We start from the raw sequence: 17,222 nt of genomic DNA on the forward strand, positions 1-17,222 counted from the left end.
GGCGGGGGAGGACAGGTCAGTCGTGCGGCTGCTCCGTGATGAAGTCCACATGCTGGATGCCTGCTTCCTGACAGGCCGCCACGATCTTGCCGATCGGCATGTACTGGGCCGAGCCGTCACCACGGATCTGAATCTGGGGCTGGGGCCGCTGGCGTGCGGTCTCCATCAGACGGTTGACCAGGTCCTTGTGGTCGCTGAGGGGAAGGGTGTTCCAGTAGGTCTGCCCATCCGCCGTCACGGCCAGCACGATATTGCCCGGTTTGGTCTGGGTCGGCTGGTTGCGGTCCACCGGCAGCTTGACCTTCACGGTATGCGTGGCCACCGGAATGGTGATGAGGAAGATGATGAGCAGCACCAGCATGACGTCGACGAGCGGTGTCGTGTTGATGGCTGATACCACCTCGCCATCATCACCCATGTCTCCGGTGTTGAATGCCATGATGTCAGATCCGCTCGCTGGTGGTTGTCGTGGTCGGGCTGTTGTCTCGGGTTCCCTCGCCGAAACCGGCCTCATGACGGTAACCGCCGATCAGGACGGAATGCAGGTCGGACCCGAAATTGCGGACACGGTCCATTGCCCCCTTGTTGCGGCGGACGAGCAGGTTGTAGCCCAGCACGGCCGGAACGGCGGTTGCCAGACCGATGGCCGTCATGATGAGGGATTCACCAACCGGACCGGCGACCTTGTCGATGGATGCCTGACCGGCAATGCCGATGGCTGTCAGGGCGTGATAGATGCCCCAGACCGTACCGAACAGACCGATGAAGGGTGAGGTGGACCCGACCGTTCCAAGGAAGGCCAGACCGCCCTGAAGGCGCGTGTTGATGGTCTCCAGGGCACGCTGGATGGACATGGCCGTCCATGAATGAAGGTCGATGGAATCCCGCATGGAGCCTTCATGATGGCGGGCGGCCACGATGCCCGTCTCGGCGATGTAGCGGAACGGGGAATCGGCCTTCAGTGTCTGTGCGCCATCCTGAATGGTCTTCTGGGTCCAGAAATTCTGGTTGACGGCTCTGGAGGCACGGAAGAGGCGGGCCTGTTCGATGAATTTGCTGATCATGATGATCCATGTCCCCAGGGACATGATGGCCATGATGAGCAGCACGCCACGGGCAATGATGTCGCCATTCTTCCACAGGGCACCCAGCCCGTAGGGGTTGCCCTTAGGGGCCTCATCGGCAGGCCTGTCGCTGACCGGTGTTGCCGTGACGGGTGTTCCGCCTTCAGCCCCGGCGGGGGGAGCCGCAGCGGCGGTGCCAGCCGGTGGAGCGGCAGGCGTCGTTCCGGCCGGGGGGGCAGCCGGTGTTGTCCCGGCGGGGGGCTGGGCTGACATCGTGGCCCCGGCAGGCGGAACAGCGGGTGCGGCATCCTGTGCGAATGCAGCGGAGGCCAGCGGCGTGGCCGCCAGAGTCAGGGCCAGGGCCGTGCCATAGACAGCGCGCGCCCTGGGCGCAGCGGCAGTTACGGGGAGGCGGAACAGTCTGGTCATGAATCCCATATCCTTGTCTAAAAAAGCACCCGTCTGAAGGTGCGCCGGCGGGAGGAGCCTCCCGTGGCTTGTTGTCCTGTCATCCCTGCCGCTCCTGGCAGGGTGGGACAATGTTGAAAAACGGTCTGCTGCCCCGTGTCCCTTCAGGTATGCCCAGGAGGAAGGCAGCATGATGCTGGTCTGTCAGGTCGGCGTGTCCTCACTCATCACCGAGGGTGAAGTCAACATGCAGGACGTGGTTGTGCTCCACGACCGGCTGCCCGCCCACCACGGCTGGCTGATACCGGACTGCCGAATGCTCGAGGAAGTCCAGCGCACTTTCGGCGAAGTCATGGCCGCCTTTAACATTCAGCAGCTTGCAATGCGCCGGCTTGCCATTGGTGAGAATGTCGCAGGAGGCTGTCACGGATCCTTCGCGGTTTTCCTCCTGTGCTTCCTCCGGATATTCCGGACGCACGTTGTTGATGGGCGAAGCCCCGGCGGAATGGTCATTCTCGGAAGAGCTGGCACTGGAGCTGGCTGCCGGTGCGGCCGCTGCTGAAGACTGGGCCGGAGCGGATGGCGCAGGCTGGGGCGCAGCGGCCTTCGGCTTGGGAGACCTCTGGTGGCTGTGCTGGATCGGTGGCTTGGGCGGCGGTGCCACCTTGATCTTTGGCGGAGGAATGTAGGGTGGTGGCGGCTGGACCATCACCGGCTGTGGCGGTGGAGGCGGCGGTGGTGGAGGTGGTGCCTCCGTGATGACCCGTGTCTGGATGGGCGGATGCACGGGCGCGGGCTTTTCCGTCCGTGTGAGTGTCAGGGCATAGACCACCAGACCGATGGCCAGGAAGGCTACGACAACGGCAACGATATAATCTGTCGGCTTGCGTTGCTGGGCGGCATAGCTTTTCATTCTGAAACCTTCTTACCCTTTTCCCTTGCCGTCTGGTCTGGCGTTTCTTTTCGGCAGGACAGTCCTGCCAACATGACTGTTTCCCCACACGGCAGGAGGAAAAACCCCTCGCCCGTCATGACGGTGTGGGTGCGGTGCCAGCCTGAGACTCACGGAGAGACATCTTCCGGGAGAGGGCCAGCAGACCCGTACGGGATGGCTCCCGTATCGGTTCCTTTACCAATGGCCCAAGCTGCCCCTGTGATGCAAGTGGTGTTATGCGACTCTTTCTCATATCACTCTGTGGATGGAATAGGGGAATGATGTGGATATTTCTGGAGGCATTTTCAGGGATGGCAGATTTCTCCCGTTTTTTATGAAGATCAGTCGATGGTGATGGGGGTGGGGCTGTGAATTCTTTTGGCTGGCCCTTCCTATGGAAAGAACAGATTTTTCTGGTCAAATGCCGGGATTGCGCTGCAAGTAACGTATTTCAGTAGTGGAAATTCCAGGAATCAGCCTCTGAAAACAGGAAGGGCATGATCCTTTTTCAGGACCATGCCCGTCTGTCATTCAACCGGACCGTGACCTTTACTGGGCCGTGGCACTGGCCTCCGAGCGTGTGGCACTCACACGCTGTGCCAGAGAGGCGGCCATGAACTCGTCCAGATCACCGTCGAGAACGGCATCAGGGTTGCCTTTCTCGATGTTGGTCCGCAGGTCCTTGACGAGCTGATAGGGAGCCAGAACGTAAGACCGTATCTGATGGCCCCAGCCGATGTCCGTTTTGGCAGCTTCGGCAGCGGAGGCTTCGGCTTCCCGCTTCTGAAGTTCGGCCTCATAGAGGCGGGCTTTCAGCATTTCCATGGCCGTGGCCCGGTTGCGATGCTGGGAGCGGTCCGTCTGGCAGGCCACGACGATGCCGGTCGGGATATGGGTGATGCGGATGGCGGAGTCCGTCTTGTTGACGTGCTGTCCACCCGCTCCGGAGGCCCGGAACGTGTCCACCCGCAGGTCGGAATCGATGATCTCGATTTCGATGGAATCATCCACGACAGGCGAGATGTAGATGGAGGCAAAGGATGTCTGCCGCCGTGCGGCAGAGTCGAAGGGGGAGATACGCACGAGGCGATGCACTCCGGCCTCCGTCTTCAGCCAGCCATAGGCGTTGGGACCGCTGACGAGGATCGTGGCGGATTTCAGTCCCGCCTGTTCCCCCTCGCTGCTTTCCATCATGGACACTTTGTAGCCATGTTTCTCGGACCAGCGCGTGTACATGCGCAGCAGCATTTCAGCCCAGTCCTGCGCTTCCGTTCCACCGGCACCGGCATTGACTTCAAGATAGCAGTCATTGCTGTCGGCCTCACCGGAGAGGAGGCTTTCCGTCTCCCGCTGCTGGGCCTGGGCGGCAAGGTTCCGCAGGGTGGTGAGACCTTCCTGAACGACGGCGTCGTCATTTTCCATCTCGGCCAGTTCGACGAGGTCCAGCGTGTCCTGCACGTCGGCTTCCAGAGCTTCGACCCCCTCAATCTGGTTGGCGAGCATGGTGCGCTCACGCATCAGCTTCTGGGCGGCATCCGGGTTGTTCCAGAGTTCCGGGTCTTCAGAGAGATGATTCAGTTCGGCGAGGCGTGTTTTGGCGACATCCCAGTCAAAGATGCCTCCTCAGCAGTGCCACCGACTGCTTGATCTGTTCGGAGAGGGCTTCGGTCTCAGCCGACATCAGGCGTTCTCCTGTTTCCTTCAGGTTAGTGTTGCTGCCTTAGTACAGACCACCAACGCCAATGTCACCTCCTTCTGCCGAGTTTGCCCTGTCCTGCGACGGGGAGCCAGAGGGTGCCGGGCTGCCGGTCTGGCCCGTCGTGCCGTCAGAGGAGCTGGGCATGTCCGTTTCGGAGTCAGGAATCATGTCCGCACCGGTATCGGCAGCGGTAAGGGCCTGCGTTCCAGCTCCGAAGCCATGCAGTGGCACGGAGGCACCCGGAATCTGGTCCGTCTTGAAGGCATCAGTGGCCCGGATGCGGCCAGTATCATACTCCGCCAGGGTGATGCCATCCGGTGCAGGGAACTCGAGCCGGGGGCGGGTGGCGAAAACGGCTTTCATGATGCCGTTCCAGATCGGTCCGGCCAGATGGCCACCCGTCTCGTTCTTGCCCAGGCTGCGGGGAGCATCATAGCCGATCCACACCACCGTGACAGTATCGGGGGAGAAGCCGGCGAACCAGGCGTCATGGTAATCCTGGCTGGTGCCGGTCTTCCCGGCGATGGGGCGGTCGATCCCGGTTCCGGCCCGGACACCCGTCCCACGGGCGATGACGTCCCGCATCATGGTGGTGATCTGGAAGGCACTCTGGGGCGAGGCCAGAACCGGGCGGCCATCATGGATGACGGGCAGGCCGTTCTCGGTCGTGACCGTGCGCTGGTTGGCCTGATTGCGCCAGATGATGGTGCCATCCGGGTTCTGGATGTAGTCGATCAGGCTGGGGGTGATGCTGTGGCCGCCGTTGGCAATGGCCGCATAGGCCCCGGCTTCCCGCAGGACGGTGGTTTCCACGGCACCGAGGGCGGCAGGAAGGTAGGGAGGCATGCTGTCGACCATGCCGGAGCGGACTGCCATGTCGCTGACAGCCTTCATGCCCAGATGGGCCGCCACACGGATGGTCACGAGGTTGCGGCTTTCCCGCAGGGCATCGTGCAGGGTGGTGGGCCCCCAGTTGTCATGCTCGTAATTCTGCGGCTTCCAGTCCCCGAAGCTGATGGGGGAATCATCGAAGGTCTCGGAAGGGGAAATGTCCCGTTCCATCGCTGCCAGATAGACCAGCGGCTTGAAGGAAGACCCCGGCTGACGCTGGGCCTGTGTGACACGGTTGAACTGGCTCTGCTGGAAGGACCAGCCGCCCACGAGGGCCAGGACACGCCCCGTGTGGGCATCCAGCGTGACGGTTGCCCCTTCCACCTGTGGTACCTGTTCCAGTGCTGCCGAGCCGTCATCCTGCGGCTCGATCATCACGAGGTCACCCTCCTGAAGTGGGTGGGTGGGGTGGCTCCAGGCAACATCCACCTTGCGGATCAGGGCCGTATGGGCCTCACGGGCTTTCACCCAGCCGACACGGGCAGCAGGTTCGGGAGACAGGACAACGGCCAGACGCCATGCGGGCAACATGCCCGCCGGACCTTTCTGCTGGGCCATGCTGGTCTGCCAGTCCATCAGGGCGGCACTGTCCAGATGACCGACCGTGCCGTGCCAGCCCTCATGGGTGCGGGCATAGGCCATCAGCCCTTCCCGCAGCAGTTTCGTGCTGACCTGCTGAAGATGCGGGTCCAGACTGGTATGGACATCCAGCCCGCCTTCGGTCGTTTGTTCCTCGCTATAGAGGGATGTCAGCTGGCGGCGGACTTCCGCAGCAAACCATTCGGAACTGGCAAGCGGGCCGAAGCGCACCTGCCCCTGCGGAACAAGCGGGTCCTGCTTGGCCTGCTGTGCCTCATCTGCCGGGATGGCATGGGTCTCGCCCATCCGGTCCAGCACCCAGTTGCGCCGCCACATGGCGGCCTTGGGGTGGAGGAATGGATTATAGTTGCTGGGTGATTTGGGCATGCTGGCAAGCATGGCCGCCTCGGCATCGTTCAGCTGGTCCAGCGTCTTGTTGAAGTAGGTCTGTGCCGCCGCCTCGACCCCGTAAGCCCCATTCCCCAGATAAATGCCGTTCAGGTAGATTTCCAGAATCCGGTCCTTGGAGAGCGTATGCTCGATCCGCATGGCGAGCAGGGCTTCCCGGACCTTCCGTTCGATGGTCAGGCTGTTGTTGTTCAGCAGCATGACCTTGGCCACCTGCTGGGTGATGGTCGAGGCTCCCAGTGGCCGTTTTCCCTGATGGGTGAGGATGCTGACGATGTCCGTCACGCCTGCCCGCAGCATGGCCAGCGGGTCCACGCCACCATGTGAATAGAAGTTCTGGTCCTCCGCAGCGATGAAGGCGTTGCGGACGAGTGGCGGAATGGCCCGGATGGGCACATAGATGCGCCGCTCGTGGGACAGTTCGGCCATGAGCTGGTCATCAGACGTGTAAAGGCGGCTGACCACGGGGGGCTTGTAATGCTGGAGGGCGTCCACGCTGGGCAGGTTGGCACTGAGATGGGCATACAGTCCCACTCCGGCGAGAAGCGTGCCGGAGACGGCCAGTGTGCCAAGGCCAAGGGCAGCCCCCATCAGAAACCGCCAGCGGCGGAAACGGGGTTTCTGGGATGGCGAGGGCGGGCTGTCTGGCAGCATGGAGGAACGCTTCATGCCCCTCTTATAACATGGCCTGCAAAAGAACGGGAAGAAGCAGCCTGTTGCCTATTTTTTGCGTGTGGGGATGGCCGGTGAGGTGGGGTGTGCCTATGGTAGGGGCCTGTCATGGGAGTCTGGTTCAGTCTGTCCCATGTGGATTTTCAATGAAGATTTAAGGACCATGTTTCATGTTTGAACGTCCCTCAGGCCGTACTGATGATGCCCTCCGCCCGGTCACGATCGAGACCGGTTTTTCCACTCATGCGGAAGGGTCTGCGCTGATTCGTGTCGGGGGGACGGAAGTGCTCTGCACGGCGTCTGTCGAGACACGGGTGCCGCCGTTCCTGCGGGGGCAGGGGCAGGGCTGGGTCACCGCAGAATATGGGATGCTGCCCCGTGCCACCCACACCCGTGGCTCCCGTGAGGCCGCCCGGGGCAAGCAGTCCGGCCGCACGCAGGAGATTCAGCGTCTCATTGGCCGTTCCCTGCGGGCCTGCGTGGACCTCAAGGCTCTGGGTGAGTGCATGATCACGCTGGACTGTGACGTGCTGAATGCGGATGGTGGCACACGCTGCGCCTCCATCACCGGGGCATGGGTGGCTCTGGCCATCGCTCTGGAAGGCATGGGCAAGTCGAAGGCCCTGACCGGACAGGTTGCTGCCGTGTCCTGCGGGCTGACGGATGCTGGCCCGGTACTGGACCTTGATTATGACGAAGACAGCAGCGCACAGGCTGACACCAACTTCGTTCTGACGGCTGATGGCGGTATCGTGGAGATTCAGGGCACGGCGGAAGAGCGTCCTTTCCGTCCTGAAGAATTCCAGATTCTGTTTGATCTGGCACAGAAGGGCACAAAGGAACTGTTCGCCGTACAGAAGGAAGCTCTGGCCCGCAGGAAGGGCTGAGCTTCAGCAAAATGGAAGAAGGAATGGCTGGATGAGTGGACAGGATTGCACCCGCCGTCTTGAGCATGGCAGCGAGATTGTTCTGGCGAGCCATAATAAAGGTAAATTGCGGGAATTTTCTCTCCTGCTGGCAGAGGGCGGCATCACGGTCCGCTCGGCTGCTGAACTGGACCTGCCGGAACCGGAAGAAACGGCAACCGACTTTGAGGGCAATGCGCTCATCAAGGCGGAAGCGGCAGCCAGGGCAACCGGCCTGCCTGCGCTGGCCGATGATTCCGGCTTCTGCGTGGCGGCACTGGATGGCAGTCCGGGTGTCTATTCCGCCCGCTGGGCAGGCCCGCAGCGGGACATGGCACTGGCGATGAACCGTGTTCATGAGGAAATGCAGGCCAGCGGGTCAGTCGACGGAACGGCGTCTTTTGTGGTGGTGCTGTGTCTGGCATGGCCGGATGGTATGCATCGTTTCGTGCGGGGTGAATGTCGGGGACAGGTTTCATGGCCTCCGAGAGGAGAGCATGGGCATGGCTATGACCCGATGTTCACTCCTGAAGGTGAAAGCCGTACCTTCGCTGAGATGGGCGAGATGGAGAAGAACCGTTTCAGCCATCGTGGACAGGCGATGGAGCAGTTTCTGAAGGATTGTGTGGGCTGAGGGAACAGGCAGGCACATGGTACCATGTGCCTGCCTCTCCGTCGGAGAGCCGGATGAAGTGTGACAGTTTTCTGACAAAAACAAATCACGCCTTCACAAGGGAATAGGAGAGTATTTAATAAAAAATACTATTCATAAAAGTGGTAATTGGATGCTTCATGCGGACAGGCGGGCAATTAGGGCGTGTGATGAAGCAGAAGGGACCGGTTCCGGTCCTTTCAGGTGGCGGCACTGTATCGCCTGAGAAAAAGCGGCGGATTCCGTGGGCTTCGATGGCCCTGATGGCATCAGCCTTCCTGATGGGGCAGAAGCGGGCGGAGGCCCAGGTCGCTGACAGGGTGCCGCCTGCCGTGGAAACCATGCCGGGGGCCGGGGTGGTCGGCCAGCCCCGCCGTGTCACGGCAGAACAGAACCGGTCCCGCAAGCGGCATCAGGGTGACTGGGGGGCTTTCAACTGGGGGAATGGTGAGTTCGCCGGGTTCGGCCCGGTCGGTGTCTATGGGGCAGCCCCGTGGGCCGAGGACTGGAGCAGCAAGAAAGACCCAAAGAATTACACGGATTTTCTCGACCCGCTGAAAGCCATCCGCCTGAATGAATCCGGTAGCATATGGCTTTCCCTGTCTGGTGAATCCCGCATCCGCAACTGGTATGAATCCAATCCGCAGCTGGGTACGGCGGGCAGGCGTCATTCCGGCCGTTTCACGGTGCGCAATCTTTTTGGGGCGGACCTTCATTTAGGTCAGCACTGGCGGATATTCGGTCAGCTGAATAATGGTGAGGCAGCAGGCTGGAACTATTACGGCTACAACGCCACATGGCGGCGCAGGCTGGGGGGGCAGCAGCTTTTTGTCGGTTATGAACGCAAGCTGCTTGGTGCCAAGACCGGCGTGATGGTCGGGCGGCAGCAGTTCCTCGATGCACCATCATGGCTGGTCTATATGCGGGAAACGTCCAACGTTCCGCTTTCATGGAATGGTGTCCGTGGCTATGCCATGTGGAACCGGGTGCGGCTGGACCTCTATGATTTTGTGGCTACGCAGGTGACGAGGGACACCATCATGGGGGGCGGCTTTGATGATGGGACCCGCCTTTACGGGGGGAATATCGGCATTGCCCTGCCACCTTTTTCCATTGGCAGGGAGCAGGTCCATTCCTTTCTCGACCTTTTCTGGATGGGCTTCCATTATGGCGGGAAGTCTGCCGCCGTTGCCCTGTATAAAGGGTCCCAGGCGGGGACGCAGACACGCCAGAATGGGGGATTCCGCTGGTATGGGTCGGCACCGTCCTTTGAGTATGAGCTGGGTGGTGTGTATCAGGGGGGACGCTTCCACCCCGGCAGTTCTTCCACTGCCAGCCGTCCCGTGAGTGCGTGGGCGGTACGGGGTGTTCTGGGCTGGCGTCATTCTTCGTCCTTCCTGCATCCCTTTCTGGGCGTGCAGGCCGAGGCCTATAGTGGCGGCGACAACCGCCGGAGTGGGGGTACGATCGGGACATTCTCGGCTCCTTTCTCACCCCGTAACGGGACGTTTGACCTGACCCGTACGATTACGCGGGCCAACATCATCAGTGCGGGGCCAGTCGTGAGCATTGCGCCCCGGCCTTTCATGAATATCCGCATCCGGGTGCCCTATCTCTGGCGGCAGAGCATGAATGACGGGGTGTATGGGTCATCCTCGCCTTTTTCGTTTCTTTCCGGGGCGAAGCTGCGGCAGGCGGGTCGGGCCGTGGGATTGCAGCCACAGGGGCAGGTTCAGTTCCAGCTTCAGCAGCATGTGAACTGGCAGATTGATGGGGGGGCGATTCTGCTGACACACCGCATGAGACGGGCAGGCGGGCAGAATGGGACCTACATGCTCTCGACCATAACGCTCCGTTTCTGAGATCACTGCTGAATTAATACCGTTTTTAATTCGTTAAATATGCGGGGTGTTCCCTGCGTGTGAGTCGTGTGTTTGTCCCTGTTTTCCGGGAATCATGGATTCGTGGGGATTGTCTGTTTATGGCATAAGGATATTCTTATATCTTCAAAAAGTGATTATTTTTCAAAAATCAACATTGAAGCCAGTTAAATATGTAATTAGTTTATGCTTCATCGTATTTTTCCGCGGGAGCAGATCACATGGCGATATCGGACGCTGAGTTCCAGGCCCTGCCCCAGCAGGGAGACGTGGCCGCCTCGGAAGAGGAAACGGGCCGGGTGCTGTCTTCGGTGCTGGCCCGGTTTCCGGGGCGTGTGGCCGTGATCTCCTCTTTCGGTGCAGAATCAGCCGTGCTGCTGGCGCAGGTCGCCGCACAGGACAGGGCCGTGCCTGTCTTTTTCCTCGATACGGAACGGCATTTCCCTGAAACATTGGCCTACCGGGATGAGCTGACCCGCCATCTGGGGCTGGAGGATGTCCGCACCCTGCGGCCTGCCCGTGCCGAGGTGGAATACCGGGACCCGGAGGGCCAGCTTGTGGCTTTCGATCCGGATGCCTGCTGTGCCCTGCGGAAGGTGGAGCCGCTGGAAGTGGTGCTGCCGGAGTTCGACATCTGGGTGACGGGGCGCAAGCGGATGCAGGCAGCCACCCGGGCGGCTCTGCCCGTGGCGGAACGGCAGGAGGATGGCAGCGTGAAGCTGAACCCTCTGGCAGGCTGGAGTGAAGCACAGATCACCCGTTTCATGAAGGACAAGGCCCTGCCACCCCATCCGCTGGTGGCAAAAGGGTATCGTTCCATTGGCTGTGAACCCTGCACGAGGCCGGTCGGTGCGGGAGAAGACAGTCGTGCCGGACGCTGGGCCGGGCTTTCCAAGACGGAATGTGGTCTGCACCGGCCCGTTACCGCACCGCCCGATGCCAATGTGGAAGAAGTTTCAGCCGCTGCCCTGATTGCAGAACGGCCCGCACGATGAGACCGGGCCGCATGGCCCATCAGGAAGGAAAGGGAGCAGTCATGGCTCTGGAAGACGCACGTACCATGGATGGTCTGGACCAGCTCGAGGCCCAGAGCATCTTTATCCTGCGGGAGGCCTATCGCAAGCTGAAGCCCATGGCCCTGCTCTGGTCACTGGGCAAGGACAGCAACGTGATGGTCTGGCTGGCCCGTAAGGCTTTCATGGGGCATGTGCCTTTTCCCGTCATGCATGTGGATACGGGCAAGAAATTCCCGGAGATGTATGATTTCCGGGATGAATACACGAAGAAGTGGAATCTGGACCTTGTCCTTGGGGAGTGTCCTCCGGTCGAGGAAATGGACCCCTCTTTGCCACCGGCGGCCCGCTCTGCAGCCCGCAAGACGGTCGGGCTGGCGAACCTGATCGATAAACACAAGTTTCGGGGTGTCGTGGCCGGTATCCGGCGTGACGAGCAGGCCACCCGTGCCAAGGAGCGTGTCTTCAGCCCCCGTGGAGCAAGCCACCAGTGGGATGTCCGCAACCAGCCACCGGAATTCTGGGACCAGTACGCCACACCTTACGAGGACGGGATGCATGTCCGTGTCCATCCGCTGCTGGCATGGCGGGAGCTGGATATCTGGCGGTATATCGAGCGTGAGAACATTCCGCTTGTGGACCTCTATTTTGCGAAGGATGGCAAACGGTATCGCTCGCTGGGCGATCAGGACATCACCAGCCCGATCGAGAGCAATGCTTCCACCGTGGCCGAAGTGATTGCCGAACTTGAGACGAGCCGCACCTCCGAGCGTGCAGGCCGTGCCATGGATCATGAATCAGAAGATGCATTCGAGCGTCTTCGTGTTGCCGGTTATCTGTGAGGGACCTATTTCGATGACACAGACTCATTCACCATCATCGCAGGTCCGTCACGGCGTCAGCACGCCAATCGTGATTGTCGGCCATGTGGACCACGGCAAATCCACCCTGATCGGCCGCCTTCTGTATGATACGGACAGCCTGCCGGATGGCCGCCTTGTCCAGATCGTGGAAAGCAGCCGCAAGCGTGGTCTGGCCGTGGAGTGGAGCTTCTTGCTTGATTCTCTCCAGATTGAGCGGGATCAGGGCGTGACGGTGGATTCCACCCGCATTCCCTTCCAGTTGAATGGTCGGGATTTCGTCATCGTGGATGCGCCGGGCCATCGGCAGTTCCTGCGTAACATGATCACCGGTGCGGCCGATGCTGAAGCCGCCGTGCTGGTGGTGGATGCTGCCGAGGGTGTGCGGGAGCAGACCCGTCGCCACGCCATGCTGCTGCGACTCATCGGCATCAATCATGTGATCGTCCTGCTGAACAAGGCCGACAGCATCGGGTTTGATGAAGCCAGACTGAAGCAGGTGGAAGGCGACATCCGCCAGCTGCTGGGGCGGCTGGAGATCAACGTCAATCAGGTCATTCCGGCTTCGGCACGGGATGGCGACAACATCGCCACACGCTCTGAAAAGGCTGACTGGTACAAGGGACCGACCCTGCTGGAAGCCCTGTCCCTCATCCAGCCACCGGCGTCCCGTCATGCCCTGCCGTTCCGTATGCCGGTGCAGGATGTGTATCGCTTTGAGGGTGTCCGTTATGTGGCGGGCCGCATCGAGCGTGGCACGGTGCGGGAAGGTGACCGGCTGGTGATCGGCGGGCAGGGGCAGGAAGCCACTGTGGCCGAAGTCTGCCGCTGGCACGCTCCGCATTATCCTGTGGCCGGAGCCGGTGAGTCCATCGCCCTGCGGCTGGAGCCTGATCTGGTGCCGGATCGTGGTGACCTGCTGTGCCCTGCGGGGGATGAAGCTGCTGCCCCGCAGAAAGCTGCCCGCCTGAAAACACGGCTGTTCTGGCTGCGTGGAGAGCCGCTGCGTGTGGGTGAGAGCTTCCGGCTTCGTCTCGCCACGGCAGAATATGATGTCACCGTGGCGGCCATTGATGCCGTGGTGGACCTTGATGATCTCAGCCTCAGCCCGGCGGATGAGGTGCCACCGGATGGCTTTGCCGAGATCACTCTTGCCGTGGCCCGTAACATTCTGTTCGATCCCTTTGCGCCGGGTATGCCGGACGGGCGTGGTGTGCTGGTGGACCGTCACCAGAAGATTGTTGGTGGTGCCCCGCTGATCGGCCCTGCGGCTCTGCCTGAAGGCAGTCATGCCATTCATCCGACAGCCAGCGGCGTGAGCGATGCCGTGCGGGCTGGTCTGCGGGGGCATGGCCGGGCCGTGTTCTGGATGACCGGCCTGCCCGGTGCTGGCAAAAGCACCATTGCCCGCCATGCCGAGGAGGCCCTCAGCCGTGAGGGGCTGCATGTCACCGTGCTGGATGGGGATACGGTCCGTTCCGGCCTGTGCAGCGACCTTGGTTTCTCTCCGGAAGACCGGCGTGAGAATATCCGCCGTGTGGCCCATGTGGCCCGTATTCTGGCGGATGCCGGGCAGATCGTGCTGGTGGCCCTGGTCTCTCCGCTCATCCGGGACCGTGCAATGGCCAGGGCGATCATTGGCGAGGACTGGCACGAGGTGTTCGTGGATACAGCCCCTGAACTGTGCCGCAGCCGTGACCCGAAAGGGCTGTACGCCCAGGCAGAGGATGGCCGCATAGCTGAATTCACGGGCGTGTCTTCTGCTTATGAAGTACCGGAAAAGCCGGATGTTGTCGTGCCCGGTGACGGTGACGTGGCCCGGAGCGTGCGGCACCTGACGGACGCCGTGCACAAGGCCGTACGCTGACAGTCTGCCTGCTGGCTTCCCATGAAGTGAGGCTGGCGGGCTTCGGTTTCTGAAAGAGAATGGAACAGGAACCCGGTTTTTCCAGCAGGAAAATGCCGGTGGGGAGAGTTCTGTCTGAAAAAGGCTCTTTCCGTTCCGGGAGAAGGATAGGGTGATGGGGCATCTGGCTTATGTCATCTCCGGCGCACTGGTCGGGTTTCTGGTAGGGATGACAGGCGTGGGCGGTGGGTCGCTCATGACGCCATTGCTTATCCTGCTCTGCGGCATTCACCCCAAGGCTGCCGTGGGGACGGACCTCGTCTATGCCGCCGTGACGAAGCTGTTCGGCACGGCTCTGCATCGCAGATATGGGCCGGTGCGCTGGTCCATCGTGCTGTGGATGATGGCGGGCAGTCTCCCCGGTGTGGCGGTGGCCCTGCTCTGGCTGCGGCATCTGGGGTCTCCGCAGGAGATGGCTCATGTCATCCGCCTGTCGCTGGGCATCTGCCTGCTGGTGACGGCTCCGGCCATCCTGTTCCGTCCGGCTCTCAAGGACTGGGTTCTGCGTCATCAGCTGGGTGGGCTGGTACGGTCACGGGTGCTGACGGTTGTGCTGGGGTTCGTGCTGGGCTGCATGGTCAGCCTGTCCTCCGTGGGGGCCGGGGCGATCGGCATGGCCGTGCTGGTGATGCTGTATCCGACCCTTCCTTTGCGGGAGCTGGTGGCCATCGACATCGCCCATGCCATCCCCCTGACCCTGATTGCCGGGGCAGGTCACTGGGTGGAAGGTGACGTCATGGTGCCAACCCTGCTGCTTCTGCTGAGTGGTTCCCTGCCGGGTATCTGGCTTGGCACCCACTGCGCTGGACGATGCCCGGAACGCTGGCAGCGGCTCATTCTGGGCAGTCTGCTGCTCTTGATTGGAGTGAAGATGATCTGAAAAAAGGCCGGGTTCTGACCCGGCTTTTTTGTGAGCCATTGATGAAAGCGGCTTCTCAAATGTTATATTATAACATAACATGTGTGAAACATCGGGACAGCACGCATAAGGGACAGGAATCAGCATGGCGGTGAAAGGGCGGGGCAGGGCCGTTTATGTATGTCTGGCACTGGCATCCGGGGGGCTGGTTCAGACGGCACGGGCTGATGACGCCGCAGGCGGGAACACGCCTGCCCTCTCCCCAGAGAATCAGGCCAGTGGTGATGAGGCCGTTCGTCATGAGAACCGCAGGGAAGAGCATATCCATGTTACGGCCCGGCGGCTGGATCAGGCCCGTGCGGCTCTACAGCCTGCCATCGGGGCTACGCAGACGAACTTTTCCCGCAAGGCCATTGAGGCCAATCCCGGTGCCGACAATGCCCCGCTGAACAGCATCCTGTTGCAGGCTCCCGGTGTGACGCAGGACAGTTACGGGCAGATTCACATCCGGGGGGACCATAATAACGTCCAGTTCCGGCTGGATGGTGTGGCCCTGCCGGAAGGGGTGAACGTGTTCGGGCAGGCCCTGATGACCCGCTTTGCCCATTCCATGAGCCTGACAACGGGTGTCCTGCCAGCAGAATATGGGTTCCGGCAGGCGGGTGTGATCGACATTCAGACCAAGAATGGCGTGTCGGATGAAGGGGGAACACTCTCCGGTTATGGGGGCGTGCGGGACTATGTGCAGCCTTCCATCCAGTATGGCGGGCATTGGGGGAAATGGGATGGGTTCATTACCGCTGATGCCGTTCATGACCGGGTGGGCATCGAGAACACCACATCCAGTTACAATGCCATTCATGACCTTTCCAACCAGTATCATGTGCTGGGGCATCTGCGGTACACGCTGAGGCCGGAGACACGCTTCAGCCTGACGGCGGGTCTTTCCAATGCGTGGTATCAGCTGCCCAACAATCCGGGCCAGCAGCATCAGTTCGCTACGCCGCTTTTCAGGGCGGATAACCGGCCCGTGCAGGAGGATGCGCCGGACAGTGCCCATCTGGATGAACACCAGCAGCAGATCACGGATTTTGCTATTCTCTCCTGGCAGGAAGATCATGAGAAAGTCAGTGCCCAGACGTCTGCCATTCTGCGTTACAGTTCCACGCGCTACTCGCCTGACTGGCTGGGCGACCTCGTCTATAACGGCATTGCCCAGCAGGCGGCCCGTTCGGTCTTTTCCAGTGGTGTACAGAGTGACGTGACATGGCGTGTCAGCCGGGCACATACCGTGCGGGGTGGCGTGCAGGCCTATGGTGAGCGGGCCGTGAGCAAGAGCAACTCACAGGTCTATCCGGTCGATGAAGAGGGGACCATCAGTTCCCGAACTGTGACGGTGCATGATTCATCCGGCAGGACGGGGGCCTTATACGGGGTCTATCTTCAGGATGAGTGGCGTCTGACCCGCTCTCTGGTTCTCAATGGCGGGGTGCGGTTTGATGGCGTGGAAGAATATGTCCATGCCCATCAGCTCAGCCCCCGTGTGTCGCTGGTCTGGACACCGTGGCATGGCGGGCGGTTTCATGTGGGCTATGCCCGTTATCTGACACCGCCGCCTTTCGAGACGATCGGCACGACATCGCTGAACCGTTTTGCAGATACCTCTGCTGCTCCGGCCAATTATCAGAATGACCGTGTGAAGGCGGAGCGGGACAATTATTATGATATCGGCTTCATACAGCAGATCACCCGGCACTGGCATGTCGGGCTGGATGCGTACTGGAAGCAGGCGAAGAATCTGATTGATGAAGGACAGTTCGGGGCACCTGTCATTCTGACGGCTTACAATTACCGCCGGGGCCGTGTCCGTGGCGTGGAGCTGACGACAGACTACAGCACGGGGCCGCTGACCCTCTATGGCAACCTGGCCGTTTCACGGGCGATGGGTAAGGACATCAACTCGGCCCAGTGGAATTTTGACACGGATGACCTCCAGTACATGCGCAACCACTGGGTGCATCTGGATCATGACCAGCTGATAACGGCTTCCGCCGGTGGGTCCTATGCGTTTTTTCACAGGACGGACCATCCCCTTCAGCTGTCAGGTACCATGATCTATGGCAGTGGCCTGAGGAAGGACAGGGAGACGGGGGATAAAACCATCCCCAACGGGACGCATGTGCCGCAATATGTCACCTTCAATCTGGGGCTGGTGCAGACCCTGAAGCATGAGGCGTGGCTGGGCGGGCACACCATGCAGCTGCGGCTGGATGTCATCAATCTGTTTGACCGGCGTTACATGCTGCGTGATGGCAGCGGCATTGGGGTCGGTGCGCCACAATATGGCCTGCGGCGCAGCGTGATGGGGGGGGTGGCCCTGTCCCTGTAACACCGGGACACCATCACGGGACTGTCATCCCGTAGAGACAGGATTGGACGGTTTCTTTTTGACAGGTTAACCCTTACCCTTGGCGCAGTGCAGTAGCGGCAAT

The 17,222-nt window shown here is 61.0% G+C and carries 13 protein-coding genes; 8 read left to right on the top strand and 5 right to left on the bottom strand.

Annotated features, from left to right (window positions below; genetic code table 11):
• Positions 1–16: 16 nt before the first annotated feature.
• The 5 genes from NQF87_RS03790 to NQF87_RS03810 form a co-directional block, all read right to left on the bottom strand.
• The gene (locus NQF87_RS03790) at positions 17–439 is read right to left on the bottom strand and encodes an ExbD/TolR family protein (protein WP_266127101.1); all 423 of its coding nucleotides are present in this window, start codon (positions 437–439) and stop codon (positions 17–19) included.
• A gap of 4 nt (positions 440–443) precedes the next feature.
• The gene (locus tag NQF87_RS03795; RefSeq protein WP_266127102.1) at positions 444–1,493 is read right to left on the bottom strand and encodes a MotA/TolQ/ExbB proton channel family protein; all 1,050 of its coding nucleotides are present in this window, start codon (positions 1,491–1,493) and stop codon (positions 444–446) included.
• A 199-nt stretch (positions 1,494–1,692) separates the two neighbouring features.
• Positions 1,693–2,385, bottom strand: a complete 693-nt coding sequence (locus tag NQF87_RS03800; protein WP_266127103.1) for an energy transducer TonB — start codon at positions 2,383–2,385, stop codon at positions 1,693–1,695.
• Positions 2,386–2,955: 570 nt separating this feature from the next.
• A protein-coding gene (gene prfB / locus NQF87_RS03805; RefSeq protein WP_266127104.1) for a peptide chain release factor 2 occupies positions 2,956–4,087 on the bottom strand; the annotation gives its coding sequence in 2 pieces (ribosomal slippage) (positions 2,956–4,017 and positions 4,019–4,087; 1,131 coding nt in all).
• 39 nt (positions 4,088–4,126) lie between these two features.
• Positions 4,127–6,652 carry a penicillin-binding protein 1A gene (locus tag NQF87_RS03810; protein WP_266127105.1) on the bottom strand — a complete coding sequence of 842 codons (2,526 nt, stop codon included), beginning with the start codon at positions 6,650–6,652 and terminating at the stop codon, positions 4,127–4,129.
• 173 nt (positions 6,653–6,825) lie between these two features.
• On the opposite strand from NQF87_RS03810, the gene rph reads away from it, so the two are divergent.
• The 8 genes from rph to NQF87_RS03850 all read left to right on the top strand — a co-directional run bounded on the left by rph (position 6,826) and on the right by NQF87_RS03850 (position 17,119).
• Positions 6,826–7,542 carry a ribonuclease PH gene (gene rph / locus NQF87_RS03815; RefSeq protein ID WP_266127106.1) on the top strand — a complete coding sequence of 239 codons (717 nt, stop codon included), beginning with the start codon at positions 6,826–6,828 and terminating at the stop codon, positions 7,540–7,542.
• 31 nt (positions 7,543–7,573) lie between these two features.
• On the top strand, positions 7,574–8,194 hold the full coding sequence (gene rdgB, locus NQF87_RS03820) for an RdgB/HAM1 family non-canonical purine NTP pyrophosphatase (RefSeq protein WP_266127107.1): 621 nt from the start codon (positions 7,574–7,576) through the stop codon (positions 8,192–8,194).
• Between the two features lie 188 nt (positions 8,195–8,382).
• The gene (locus NQF87_RS03825) at positions 8,383–10,074 is read left to right on the top strand and encodes an alginate export family protein (RefSeq protein ID WP_266127350.1); all 1,692 of its coding nucleotides are present in this window, start codon (positions 8,383–8,385) and stop codon (positions 10,072–10,074) included.
• Between the two features lie 239 nt (positions 10,075–10,313).
• Positions 10,314–11,087: a phosphoadenylyl-sulfate reductase gene (locus NQF87_RS03830; protein ID WP_266127108.1), complete on the top strand. Its 774-nt coding sequence runs from the start codon at positions 10,314–10,316 to the stop codon at positions 11,085–11,087.
• 65 nt (positions 11,088–11,152) lie between these two features.
• Complete coding sequence (cysD, locus tag NQF87_RS03835) at positions 11,153–11,947, top strand: sulfate adenylyltransferase subunit CysD (RefSeq protein ID WP_266127351.1); 795 nt, start codon at positions 11,153–11,155, stop codon at positions 11,945–11,947.
• A gap of 13 nt (positions 11,948–11,960) precedes the next feature.
• Positions 11,961–13,832, top strand: coding sequence for an adenylyl-sulfate kinase (gene cysC, locus NQF87_RS03840; RefSeq protein WP_266127109.1), 1,872 nt, complete (start codon positions 11,961–11,963; stop codon positions 13,830–13,832).
• A gap of 154 nt (positions 13,833–13,986) precedes the next feature.
• A complete protein-coding gene (locus NQF87_RS03845; RefSeq protein WP_266127110.1) occupies positions 13,987–14,751 on the top strand; it encodes a sulfite exporter TauE/SafE family protein in 765 nt (254 codons plus the stop codon).
• A 124-nt stretch (positions 14,752–14,875) separates the two neighbouring features.
• Positions 14,876–17,119, top strand: coding sequence for a TonB-dependent receptor (locus tag NQF87_RS03850; RefSeq protein WP_266127111.1), 2,244 nt, complete (start codon positions 14,876–14,878; stop codon positions 17,117–17,119).
• Positions 17,120–17,222 lie beyond the last annotated feature (103 nt).

Origin of the sequence: Bombella dulcis (assembly GCF_026385505.1) — a bacterium.
Taxonomy (GTDB): Bacteria; Pseudomonadota; Alphaproteobacteria; order Acetobacterales; family Acetobacteraceae; genus Bombella; species Bombella dulcis.

Bases quoted from the DNA above. Each gene is read 5' to 3' on its own strand.
- NQF87_RS03790 (WP_266127101.1), bottom strand. From the start codon at position 439: ATGGCATTCAACACCGGAGACATGGGTGATGATGGCGAGGTGGTATCA.
- NQF87_RS03795 (WP_266127102.1), bottom strand. From the start codon at position 1,493: ATGACCAGACTGTTCCGCCTCCCCGTAACTGCCGCTGCGCCCAGGGCG.
- NQF87_RS03800 (WP_266127103.1), bottom strand. From the start codon at position 2,385: ATGAAAAGCTATGCCGCCCAGCAACGCAAGCCGACAGATTATATCGTT.
- NQF87_RS03810 (WP_266127105.1), bottom strand. From the start codon at position 6,652: ATGAAGCGTTCCTCCATGCTGCCAGACAGCCCGCCCTCGCCATCCCAG.
- rph (WP_266127106.1), top strand. From the start codon at position 6,826: ATGTTTGAACGTCCCTCAGGCCGTACTGATGATGCCCTCCGCCCGGTC.
- rdgB (WP_266127107.1), top strand. From the start codon at position 7,574: ATGAGTGGACAGGATTGCACCCGCCGTCTTGAGCATGGCAGCGAGATT.
- NQF87_RS03825 (WP_266127350.1), top strand. From the start codon at position 8,383: ATGAAGCAGAAGGGACCGGTTCCGGTCCTTTCAGGTGGCGGCACTGTA.
- NQF87_RS03830 (WP_266127108.1), top strand. From the start codon at position 10,314: ATGGCGATATCGGACGCTGAGTTCCAGGCCCTGCCCCAGCAGGGAGAC.
- cysD (WP_266127351.1), top strand. From the start codon at position 11,153: ATGGATGGTCTGGACCAGCTCGAGGCCCAGAGCATCTTTATCCTGCGG.
- cysC (WP_266127109.1), top strand. From the start codon at position 11,961: ATGACACAGACTCATTCACCATCATCGCAGGTCCGTCACGGCGTCAGC.
- NQF87_RS03845 (WP_266127110.1), top strand. From the start codon at position 13,987: ATGGGGCATCTGGCTTATGTCATCTCCGGCGCACTGGTCGGGTTTCTG.
- NQF87_RS03850 (WP_266127111.1), top strand. From the start codon at position 14,876: ATGGCGGTGAAAGGGCGGGGCAGGGCCGTTTATGTATGTCTGGCACTG.